Below are 10,408 nucleotides of genomic sequence, written 5' to 3'. Positions count from 1 at the left end.
CATCCACCAGCGTGAGTGGATGCTCCCCGATGCGCTGGAGGCGTCCGTCCACGCGCACGCTGGCCAGGGCCGAGGCGATCGCCCCGGCCGGTACCGTGACACGGCTCCCGAGCGTGTGCAGTGTGGCGATCGCCGCCGAGGCATTGGCGAACTGTACCGGTGCCGCCAGCGCCGGGCGCGGCAGTTCCACCGCGGTACCGTCCGTGTGCAGCCAGCGCCAGCCGTCGCCTGACGAAGCCCCGGCGGCCGTTTCCCACCAGTACGACGAGCCAGCGCGTTCGATCACGGCGCCCATGCCCCGCAGCGCGTCCAGCAACCCCTCCGGCGGGTCCAGCTCGCCGACCACCGCTGGCCGACCGGCGCGAGCGATGCCGGCCTTCTCCCTGCCTATGGTGTCGCGGTCGCTACCGAGCCACGCCTGGTGGTCGAGGTCGATGGTCGTGATGACGACCGCATCCGCATCGATGATGTTCACCGCATCGAGGCGGCCACCCAGGCCCACTTCGAGGATCGCGACGTCGACGCTGGCGCGGGCCATAAGGTCGATCGCCGCCAGCGTGCCAAATTCGAAATAGGTCTGCGCGATCGTGCCGCGCGCCGCCTCGATCCGCTCGAACGAGGCCATAAGGTCGCCGTCAGCCGCGTCCACGCCATCGATGCGGATACGCTCGTTGTAGTCCACGAGGTGCGGCGAGGTGTAGCAGCCTGTCCGGTAGCCGGCGGCGCGCAGCATGCCTTCGAGCAAGGCCACGGTGGAACCCTTGCCGTTGGTGCCACCCACGGTGATCACGAGCGGCGCCGGCCGCGGCGCGCCCATGGCTTCCCAGACCCGGCGCACGCGATCGAGGCCAAGCTCGATCTCGTGCACGTTGGTGGTTTCCTGATAGGCCAGCCACTCGGCCAGGGTGCGGGTCATGCGGGTGTCTCCGCGCGGTCGAGCCCGCGCATCCAGAAATCGAGGACGTGTGGCGTCGCGGCCGCATGGCCGCGCTCCTTCCACGAAAGCGTACAGCTCATGCCGTCGACGGGTGCGTAGCCGCGACCGCGCCAGAAGGCGTCGTTCGAACGATGCTGCGCAGGCGCGCGCGGATCGGCCGGATCCCTGCGTACGGAACAGAACGCCGTCCAGCGAAAGCCGCCACAGGCCCGGGCATGGGCCTCGCGCGCATCGAAGAAGGCATGGCCGATCCCGCGCCCACGCCATGGCGCCAGGAGCACCGATTCGCCGAAATAGAACACTTCGTCAAGCGCCATGCCGCGTGCCAGGAATGGCTCGTGGAATGCCTCGCCATCATCGGCGAGCGGGATCCCGGTGGAGGCGCCGACCACCTCGCCGTCCAGGGTGCGCGCCACGACGCACACACTGCGTGGCGACGCCGCATAGGCGGCCAGGTAATCGCGCTCGTAATCGCGATCGCCTTCATAGAGGTAAGGCCAGTCGCGAAACACCGCGATACGCAGGCCGGCGAGTTCATCGACGACGGGCAGGATGTCCTGCCCCACGTACGGCGTGACCGTGATGCCGGGAATGGGGCGCATGGCGGAAAGCGTAATGAAAGAGCGGCAAAGCTTAATGGGCCAACCGCCCGCGCGCACCTGCGCGGCTCGGCCCGTCACGCCCGAGGCCCTCATGTTCGCGCCGTGGTCCCACCTGGTCGACTGGACAAGCGTCCATGCCATCACCCCGTTCCTTGCCATGCTGCACCTGGCGGGATTGGCCGGCGACCCGCGTGAAATCGCGGAGGCGATCCTCATTTCGATGCTGCAGGTCGGCATCATCGCCTTCCTTTTCCGGCCGCTGGAGTCACTGATCCCGGCCGAACGCTGGGAGAACCGCCGGCTCACCCGGGTCGACTGGCAATACACGCTGATGATGCTCCTGGGCATCTTTCCGATATTCAGCTACCTGGTGCTCACGCCTGTCGCCAACTACTTCGGCGGCACCGACAGCGGCCCCGGTGATGAATCCCTGCTCGGCATCGTGCACTGGGTGCCGGCCCTGAAGGATCACCCGCTCGTATTGTTCGTCGTGTACTACATCATCTACGACCTGGTGTACTACTGGATGCACCGGCTCCAGCACGCCCTGCCCTGGTGGTGGGCGTTGCACAGCATGCACCACAGCACGCGGCAGATGAGCTGCTGGACGAACGATCGTGGCAGCCTGGTCGATGGCTTCCTGCAATCCGTGGTGCTGGCGGGCGTCGGCGTCGTCATCGGCGTGGCGCCCACGGATTTCGCGTGGCTGGTGTTGCTCGGCGAGCTGGTGCAGAACTTTTCGCATGCGAACGTCCGCGTGCGTTTCGGGCCCGTCTTCGATAGCCTCTTCGTCTCGCCCACGTTCCACCGGCTGCACCACATGCTGGTGGACCCGGACCGGCCGAACCTGCACAACTGCAATTTCGGGCAGGTGTTCTCTATCTGGGACACGGTCTTCGGTACATCCCTGCACGGCGAGCCGATACGGCCGACGGGCGTGGGCGACCCGATGGTGGACGCGGACAACGACAAGGGCCTGGTCGGCCTGCACTGGGCGGCGTTCCGTCGGTTCTGGGGTGCGATCACGAGCAAACGGGGATGGAGGCTGGGCGAGGTGGCGTTTGGCGAGGATTACTGCCCCGTGCCGGTGAAGGACATCGACCTGCACGCGCTGCATCGCGCGGCGGCCCCTGCCGCTGGATTGGCGGAATCGCGCGCAAGCGCGCTCCCACAGGCGGGCGACTAAAAAAAAGGCCAGCTACGGAGCTGGCCTTTTTCTTCATCGGTAACGACCGCTTAGCAGTCGGCGCCGCCGAACGGGTCATCGAGCACGATCGTGTCGTCACGGTCCGCGCCGGTGGCCACGAGGGCCAGCTTGCAGCCCGAGAGCTCTTCCACCGCGCGCAGGTAGGCGCGTGCGGCCGGCGGGAGCTTGTTCCAGTCGCGGATGCCCGCGGTGGATTCTTCCCAGCCCGGGAACTCGAGGTACACCGGCTTGCACTCTTCCCAGCCATCCGCATCGAGCGGGGCCAGCTCACGGCGCTTGCCGCGGTATTCGTACGCGATGCAGACCTTGATCGACTCCAGGCCATCGAGCACGTCGAGCTTGGTGATCGCCAGGCCGTCGATGCCGTTGATCTGCACGGCGCGCTTCAGGGCGACCAGGTCGATCCAGCCGCAGCGGCGCGGGCGGCCGGTGCTGGCACCGAACTCGTTGCCCTTCTTGCGCAGCAGCTCACCCATCTCGTCGTTGAGCTCGGTCGGGAACGGACCGCCGCCGACGCGGGTTGCATAGGCCTTGCAGATGCCGAGCACGTAATCGATGTCACGCGCGCCCACACCGGTGCCGGCCAGTGCGCCGCCGACCGTCGTGTTCGACGAGGTGACGTACGGGTAGGTGCCGTGGTCGATATCGAGAAGCGCGCCCTGCGCACCTTCGAACAGGATGTTGCCGCCATCGCGACGCACGTCATGCAGGATGGTGGCGACGTCGTCGACCATCGGGCGCAGGTATTCACCCCAGGTCAGCGCTTCGTCGAGCACGGTCTGGTAATCAACCGGCTCGGCCTTCAACCACTCGGTGAGCACGAAGTTGTAGTAATCGACGGCCGCCTTCACCTTCTCCGGCAGCTCGTGCGGGTACATCAGGTCGGCCACGCGGATCGAGCGGCGCGCCACCTTGTCTTCGTAGGCCGGGCCGATGCCGCGGCCGGTCGTGCCGATGGCCTTGGCGCCGGAAGCCACTTCGCGCGCCTTATCGAGGGCGATGTGGTACGGCATGATCAGCGGCGTGGCCGGCGAGATCTTCAGGCGGGCGCGCACGTCGACGTTCTGTGCCTCGAGCTCGGCGATCTCGCTCATGAGCGCGGCCGGCGACAGCACCACGCCGTTGCCGATGAGGCAGAGCGCGTCGTCACGCAGGATGCCCGAGGGGATCAGGTGCAGGACGGTCTTCTTGCCCTTGATCACGAGCGTGTGGCCGGCGTTGTGGCCGCCCTGGAAGCGCGCGACGGCACCGACGCGCTCGGTGAGCAGATCGACGATCTTGCCCTTGCCTTCGTCGCCCCATTGCGCGCCGAGAATGACTACTGACTTACCCATGGTGGTGGCTCTCTTAGGTTGCTGTGCCCGGGAGGGCGATGTGGAGACGTGTTAGCGCTGGCGGCCGGGGCCGTCGTTGAGGTAGCGCAGGAATTCGGAATCGGGCTTGAGTACGAGCGTGGCCTTGCCGTCGGCGAACGACCGCTTATACGCCTGCAGGCTGCCGTAGAAAGCGAAGAACTCGGGATCCTGGCCATAAGCCGCCGCATAGATCGCCGCCGCCTTCGCATCGCCATCGCCGCGCACGGCGGTCGCATCGCGCCTTGCGTCGGCAAGGATCACGGCCTTCTGCCGCTCGGCATCGGCGCGGATCTTCTGGGCGTTCTCCTGGCCCGTGGAACGCAGTTCGTTGGCCAGGCGCGACCGTTCGGTGCGCATGCGCTTGTACACCGACTCGCTCACTTCGGCGGGCAGGTCGATGCGCTTGATGCGCACGTCGACCACGCTCACGCCCAGGTTCTTGCGCGCGATCTCGTCGGTGCGCTGGCGCACATGGCCAGTGATGTCCTTGCGGCCGCCACCGATCAGGTCTTCGAGCAGGCGCGAGTTGAACTCATCACGCAAGGCATCCTTCACGACCGGCGTAAGCCGGCCGATGGCGGCAGTCGGATCGCCCGCGGTGGCACGGTAGTAGGCCGCCGGATCGGCGATGCGCCACTTCACGTAGAAATCGACGGAGACCGACTTCTTCTCGCGGGTGAAATAACGCTCGGGCTGCGCATCCAGGCCGAGGATGCGGTTATCGAACGTGACCACCTGCTGGGCCAGCGGCACCTTGAAGTGCAGGCCGGGCTGGAAGTCCGAACGCACGATGCGGCCGAACTGCAGGAGGAGCGCGTTCTGCCCTTCCTTCACGACGAAAACGCTGTTGAACCCCAGCAGCACCAGGGCGACGACGACGAGGCCGGAAACGATCTTCACGGGTTGCTCCCCTGCTGGACCGGCGTGGCGTCGGTGCTGGCGGACTGGACCACGGCACCCACGCCCGGCACGTTGCGAATGCTGGCGTTGCCGCCGCGCTCGGCGGACAGCTGGAGGATGTTCTTGCCGCCGCTGCCATCGATGATCTTGCCGTTGCGGCTCAGCACGTCCTCGACGGTTTCGAGCCACAGGCGCCGGCGGGTGACGTCAGGCGCGGCGCGGTATTCCTTGAGCAGCAGGTTGAACCGTTCTGCATCGCCCGTGGCCGCGGCAACGCGCTCGGCGCGCTCGGCTTCGGCCGATGCCGCGATACCGGCCGCTTCGCCGCGGGCATCGGGGATCAGCTTGCTCTGGTAGGCCTGGGCTTCGTTCTCGGAACGCTGGCGGTCTTCGCGCGCGGCGTTGACGTCATCGAACGCGTCCTTCACTTGGGCAGGCGGCGACACGCTCTGGAAGCTGACGCTGCTGATGACGATGCCGGAGTCGTACATGTCGAGGGTCGACTGCAGGATGGCGCGCGTCTGCTGCTGCAGCGTCTCCTTCGCCTCGGGCGTGGCATCCACGGCCTGGGCCTGGCCTGCGGCGGTGGCGGCCGGCGCGGTCTGGGCATCCGAACCGGTGGTCAGGATGCTATCCATGGCGTTGGCGCCGACCACCGAACGCACGGCGGCTTCGGCGGCGTTCTTCAGCATGCTCTCAGCCGGGTCGGCATTCGAGAACAGGAACTTGCGTGCGTCCGAGACCTGGTACTGCACGTTGAAATCGATGGCGATGATGTTCTCGTCACGGGTCAGCATCGACACCGTGTCGGAAACGGTACGCACCTGGGTGGTTTCCACCTTGGTGACCGTCTCGATCGGGTTCGGGGCCTTGAGGTGCATGCCCGGGGGCAGCACGCGCGAGAACTGGCCGAAGCGCAGCACGACTCCGACCTGGCGGGCATCGATCACGGTGAAGCTGGACACGAGCAGCCACGCGACCACGAAGACCAGCACGATCGCCAGCACGCCGCCGCTGCCGGCGCCGAAGCGGCCGAAACGCGAGGTGAACTGCTTCAGCAGGCTATCCAGGTCGAACTTGCGCTGACCCTGCCGGTTGCGGTTCCAGGGGTCCTTCTGGCCGTTGCCGGGTTCATTCCAGGGCATGGGCGACAGTCTCCTTCGGGGACTGGAGGGTGGGCGGCTGGAAAGCCTTCAGGCGGGCCTGTCCGACGGGGAACGACAGCAGGCGTATGAACGCCTGTCGCCGGGCCGATCAGGCACGCCAACACTTCGAATTCTAGCAGACCCGCCCCGCTCAGTGCTCGGCGTGGGGCGGATCGATCAGCTCGCGAAGAGACGTTCCGTGCACGTCATCACCCACCAGCGGTGCCAGGACCGAGCGCGGGGCGTCGATATCCAGTTGCCACCCATTCTCGTCGATCGCCTCGCTCGCAATGGCGCCAGCGGCCTTGAGCCGGGCGTGGAGCCGGCCAGCGGTGAGCGGAAGGCGTACGCCTGCGCGGATCCGGTCACCGCCCAGCAGCTCGCCGAGGGCCTCGCGCAAGCCATCCAGCCCGGCACCTGAATGCGCCGAAAGCCAGACGGCCCGGGGCTTGCCGTCGTCGCCCCGATCGACCCGGGGCTCGGCGTCTTCAATGAGATCTATCTTATTCATGACCGAAAGCTGGGGAATATCCCCTGCCCCGACCTCTTCGAGCACCGCATTGACGACACGGCGCAGCAGCTCGCGTTCTTCATCCGCCGCGTCGCTGACGTGGATCAGCAGGTCGGCATCGCGCGCTTCCGCCAGGGTGGCGCGGAACGCGGCGACCAGGTCGTGCGGCAGCTCGCGGATGAAGCCGACCGTATCGGCCACGACGGCAGGCCCGCAGGCGAGGCCATCGATCTTGCGGACCGTGGGATCCAGGGTCGCGAACAACTGGTCGGCGGCATAGACGCCGCCCGTGGTCAACGCATTGAACAGGGTCGACTTGCCGGCGTTGGTGTAACCGACCAGCGCCACGCGCGGCACCGTGTTGCGCAGGCGCGCACGGCGTTGCTGGTCACGCTGGGTCTGGACCTTTTCCAGGCGCTTGGTGAGCATCTTGACCCGCTCGGCCAGGAGGCGGCGGTCGGTTTCAAGCTGGGTTTCACCCGGGCCGCGGTTGCCGATGGCACCGCCGCGCTGGGCGTCCAGGTGGGTCCACCCACGGACGAGGCGCGTGGCCAGGTGCTTCAGCTGGGCGAGCTCCACTTCCAGCTTGCCTTCGTGCGAGCGGGCGCGCTGGGCGAAGATGTCCAGGATCAGGCCCGCGCGATCGACGACGCGGGTCTTCAGGTGCTTCTCGAGGTTGCGCTCCTGGACCGGGGTCAGGACGTGGTCGACAAGGACCAGGTCCGCCTCGAGGGCGCGCACGGCCTCGGCCACTTCATCGGCCTTGCCGCTACCAATATAAAAACGGGGATTGGGCTCGGCCACGCGAGCCGGGATGCTGGCCAGGATCTCGGCGCCTGCCGATGACACGAGCTCGGCGAATTCCTCGCCACGGCGCGCCGCGTCGCCCTCGCCCCGGGAATGCGGGAGCACCAGGACGGCGCGATCGCCTTTCTTTTGCCTGTCGAACACTTAGGGGAATGACCTCATGGATGGAAGAGAAGACGGGCAGGCCGGAATGGCCTGCCCGGTCTCGTCCTTATCGATATGGGTTCCGCCTTCGGGCCCCTCAACCCTCGGCGTCGCCCGCACCTTCCACGTGGCTCTCGTGGCCGCCGACCCGCACGTTCCGGCTCGGGACCACGGTCGAGATGGCGTGCTTGTACACCATCTGGCTCACCTGGTTGCGCAGGAGCACCACGAACTGGTCGAACGACTCGATCGTGCCCTGCAGCTTGATGCCGTTCACCAGGTAGATGGCGACCGGCACGCGCTCGCGGCGAAGCGCATTCAGAAACGGATCTTGCAATGACTGCCCTTTGGACATTTTTTCTTCTCCCCTACGCCTCTCGTACGGGTCCGGGTAAAAAACGCCGAAAACGGCGCCCCGGCCCAAGTGCTTTGAATCTTAACTGCTTTTAAACGCTGGCTGGAAGCACTCAGCGTGACGATGGTGGCATTTACAGAAACTGCGCCACCGCCTTACGCACTTCCGGCAACGGATCCCCCTGATCCGGGTCGAAAGCGCGTGCGTCGAGCTCGCTGCGCAGCCAGGTCACCTGGCGCTTGGCGAGCTGCCGCGTTGCATAGATACCACGGTCTCTGAAGTTCTGGGCATCCCCTTGTCCATCAAGGAATTCCCAGGCCTGGCGGTAGCCCACGGCGCGGATCGCAGGCAGGTCGGCGTGGAGATCGCCGCGAGCCTTGAGACCACGCACCTCATCGAGGAAGCCATCGACGAGCATCGTGTCGAAACGGCGGGCGATGCGCTCGTGCAGGGCAACCCGATTCTCAGGAAGCAGTGCGATCTTCAACACGCGCCACGGGAACGGCTTGCGGGGCGAATTCTGTAGCTCGGTGATCGGGCGCCCGGTCAGCTCGAAGACCTCGAGCGCTCGCTGGATGCGCTGGGCGTCGCCCGGGCGGATCCGTTCGCCGGCGGCCGGGTCGATCGCGGCCATGCGGGCATGCATCGCAGCCCAGCCGATATCAGCGGCTTCGGCACCCAGCCGCTCACGGACGGCGGGGTCGGCTTCCGGCAGGTCGGAAAGGCCACGCTGCAGCGCGCGGAAATACAGGCCGGTTCCACCCACCAGCAGGGGCACCTTGCCCTGCCCCGCAACGCGCGCCATGGCCGCTACCGCATCCTCTGCGAAATCCGCCGCCGAATACGGCTGGGCCGGGTCGCGGATATCGATCAGCTCGTGGGGATAGCGCGCCAGCGTGCCCGCATCCGGCTTGGCCGAGCCGATATCCAGTCCGCGATACACCAACGCCGAGTCCACACTGATGAGCCCGACGGGAAACGCATCGGACAGCGCGCAGGCGAGCGCCGTCTTCCCTGAGGCCGTCGGGCCCATGAGGAAGATGGCGAGGGGGCGGGTGTCGTGGGTCATCGGTCATGCTGGTGGGGGCCAAGGCAAGCTGAGAGTATCCATGCTCCTGCACGGAAGAGGAACGAATGGATGAAGGCAACATGGTTCGCTGCCGCGATAGGCATGGCGATATCGACGACCGGCGCTGCATCGACGGTGATCCCGACGTCGTATGAGGCTGGTCACTTCTTCACCACGCCTACCACCCTGGGCGGCAAAACACTCCGGTTCAATACCGACACGGGCGGCGGTGGCGGGTTCCTGTTACTACGCGCCTCCGTCGCGGCCCCCATGCACCTCACGCCGGCCAGGTGCTTCGACACCGATGGTTTTGTTATCCCGCCGACGTTTGCGCCAGGAAAAGGCATACCCCACCTGGATGGCCTCCCGTGCCATAACGTTGCGCTCGTACCGGATGGCATCGGTGATGGCATGGACGATGGCGTCGTCAGCGCGTGGTATCTGTCGCGGGGCATATGGACGTTCGATTACCCGGCGCATCGACTCACGCTGGAAGACGCCACCTGGAAGCACGACGCAAAAGCACGTGCCGTCCCCCTGGGCTTTCCCACCAAGCCGAACGGCGACCTCGAGGCGCCGTACCCCCGCATTGCCATCAGTGTCGAAGGCGAATCGTTCGATCTTCTACTCGATACGGGCGCGACGGCTCACCCTACGGCGACCGGCAAGAAGCTCATGGGAACGCCCGTCGCGCAAAACGGCTACGCGGCTACCAGCTACATCACGTCATCGGTCATGAACCGGTGGCACGCCGCCCATCCCGATTGGCCTCTGGTCGACGATGCCGATGACCTGTTCGGCCAGGGTCGGGCGACACGGGCGATCCGCGTGCCCTCGATCACCCTCCAGGGCTGGAGTGTGGGTCCCGTCTGGTTCACCGAGCGCGCCGACAAGGCCTTCAGCATGCAGGGCTTGTCCGCGTACATGGACAAGCAAGTGCACGGCGCCCTGGGTGGAAACGTCCTTTCATCGTTTCGCATGACCATCGACTACGCCCATCGCACGGCTTGGCTCCTGTGTGCCGATTGCCAGCTACCGCCCTAAGGCGGCACGCCATGAAAAAGGTTCTTCGCGCATTACCGGGGTCGTCGGGTGCATCGGCGACGCGATGCCGGCTGGTGTCATCGCCGCCGCGCCTCGGCGGATCGAACAACGGTTAGCGCGTGAGATGGCTAGCCGCGTCACCGCTCCGTGGGCTTATCGCGCGCAAGCGCGCTCCCACAGGCGAGCTAGTTGGCACACGCTGCGAGCTCTCCCACCGTGAACCTCGCCGTTTGAGGCGCGGGTGGGCCGGCCCCTGGGGCCGCCATTTGCGGTGGGGCGGGGTAACGGTCGTGTTTTGGGGGAGCGGCGCGACCGCCCCCGGCGAATGGGCC

At 66.5% G+C, this 10,408-nt stretch carries 10 protein-coding genes; 2 read left to right on the top strand and 8 right to left on the bottom strand.

Features of this window, described 5'->3' with window-relative positions; translation table 11 throughout:
* The coding region (locus ACTHLF_RS00310) for a bifunctional folylpolyglutamate synthase/dihydrofolate synthase (protein ID WP_440323808.1) at positions 1 to 916 on the bottom strand (916 nt) is incomplete at its 3' end.
* Entirely contained in the window at positions 913 to 1,539 is a 627-nt protein-coding gene (locus ACTHLF_RS00305; protein WP_440323806.1) for a GNAT family N-acetyltransferase, read from the bottom strand. The genes ACTHLF_RS00305 and ACTHLF_RS00310, both read right to left, overlap by 4 nt.
* Before the next feature lie 91 nt (positions 1,540 to 1,630).
* On the opposite strand from ACTHLF_RS00305, the gene ACTHLF_RS00300 reads away from it, so the two are divergent.
* Positions 1,631 to 2,725, top strand: a complete 1,095-nt coding sequence (locus ACTHLF_RS00300) for a sterol desaturase family protein (RefSeq protein ID WP_440323810.1) — start codon at positions 1,631 to 1,633, stop codon at positions 2,723 to 2,725.
* A gap of 50 nt (positions 2,726 to 2,775) precedes the next feature.
* Here ACTHLF_RS00300 and ACTHLF_RS00295 read toward each other — a convergent pair whose 3' ends face one another.
* The 6 genes from ACTHLF_RS00295 to miaA all read right to left on the bottom strand — a co-directional run bounded on the left by ACTHLF_RS00295 (position 2,776) and on the right by miaA (position 9,032).
* Positions 2,776 to 4,080, bottom strand: a complete 1,305-nt coding sequence (locus tag ACTHLF_RS00295) for an adenylosuccinate synthase (protein ID WP_440323804.1) — start codon at positions 4,078 to 4,080, stop codon at positions 2,776 to 2,778.
* 51 nt (positions 4,081 to 4,131) lie between these two features.
* The gene (gene hflC, locus ACTHLF_RS00290) at positions 4,132 to 5,001 is read right to left on the bottom strand and encodes a protease modulator HflC (protein ID WP_440323802.1); all 870 of its coding nucleotides are present in this window, start codon (positions 4,999 to 5,001) and stop codon (positions 4,132 to 4,134) included.
* Positions 4,998 to 6,146 (bottom strand): protease modulator HflK, encoded by a 1,149-nt coding sequence (gene hflK / locus ACTHLF_RS00285; protein ID WP_440323800.1) that lies wholly within the window; start codon positions 6,144 to 6,146, stop codon positions 4,998 to 5,000. The genes hflC and hflK overlap by 4 nt, the downstream gene beginning before the upstream one ends.
* 151 nt (positions 6,147 to 6,297) lie before the next feature.
* Positions 6,298 to 7,608 (bottom strand): ribosome rescue GTPase HflX, encoded by a 1,311-nt coding sequence (gene hflX / locus ACTHLF_RS00280; protein ID WP_440323798.1) that lies wholly within the window; start codon positions 7,606 to 7,608, stop codon positions 6,298 to 6,300.
* Positions 7,609 to 7,705: 97 nt separating this feature from the next.
* The gene (gene hfq / locus ACTHLF_RS00275; RefSeq protein WP_440323796.1) at positions 7,706 to 7,963 is read right to left on the bottom strand and encodes an RNA chaperone Hfq; all 258 of its coding nucleotides are present in this window, start codon (positions 7,961 to 7,963) and stop codon (positions 7,706 to 7,708) included.
* A gap of 133 nt (positions 7,964 to 8,096) precedes the next feature.
* Complete coding sequence (gene miaA, locus ACTHLF_RS00270; RefSeq protein WP_440323794.1) at positions 8,097 to 9,032, bottom strand: tRNA (adenosine(37)-N6)-dimethylallyltransferase MiaA; 936 nt, start codon at positions 9,030 to 9,032, stop codon at positions 8,097 to 8,099.
* Positions 9,033 to 9,101: 69 nt separating this feature from the next.
* Here miaA and ACTHLF_RS00265 point away from each other — a divergent pair, with 69 nt between their 5' ends.
* A complete protein-coding gene (locus ACTHLF_RS00265; RefSeq protein ID WP_440323792.1) occupies positions 9,102 to 10,076 on the top strand; it encodes a hypothetical protein in 975 nt (324 codons plus the stop codon).
* Positions 10,077 to 10,408 lie beyond the last annotated feature (332 nt).

Source organism: Luteibacter sp., from assembly GCF_051958795.1.
Lineage (GTDB): Bacteria > Pseudomonadota > Gammaproteobacteria > Xanthomonadales > Rhodanobacteraceae > Luteibacter.
This window is presented reverse-complemented; position numbering and strand designations above follow the sequence as displayed.

What these genes read in the sequence shown, in the direction of transcription:
- ACTHLF_RS00305 (WP_440323806.1), bottom strand. Translation starts at nt 1,539, where the DNA reads ATGCGCCCCATTCCCGGCATCACGGTCACGCCGTACGTGGGGCAGGAC.
- ACTHLF_RS00300 (WP_440323810.1), top strand. Translation starts at nt 1,631, where the DNA reads ATGTTCGCGCCGTGGTCCCACCTGGTCGACTGGACAAGCGTCCATGCC.
- ACTHLF_RS00295 (WP_440323804.1), bottom strand. Translation starts at nt 4,080, where the DNA reads ATGGGTAAGTCAGTAGTCATTCTCGGCGCGCAATGGGGCGACGAAGGC.
- hflK (WP_440323800.1), bottom strand. Translation starts at nt 6,146, where the DNA reads ATGCCCTGGAATGAACCCGGCAACGGCCAGAAGGACCCCTGGAACCGC.
- hfq (WP_440323796.1), bottom strand. Translation starts at nt 7,963, where the DNA reads ATGTCCAAAGGGCAGTCATTGCAAGATCCGTTTCTGAATGCGCTTCGC.
- miaA (WP_440323794.1), bottom strand. Translation starts at nt 9,032, where the DNA reads ATGACCCACGACACCCGCCCCCTCGCCATCTTCCTCATGGGCCCGACG.
- ACTHLF_RS00265 (WP_440323792.1), top strand. Translation starts at nt 9,102, where the DNA reads ATGAAGGCAACATGGTTCGCTGCCGCGATAGGCATGGCGATATCGACG.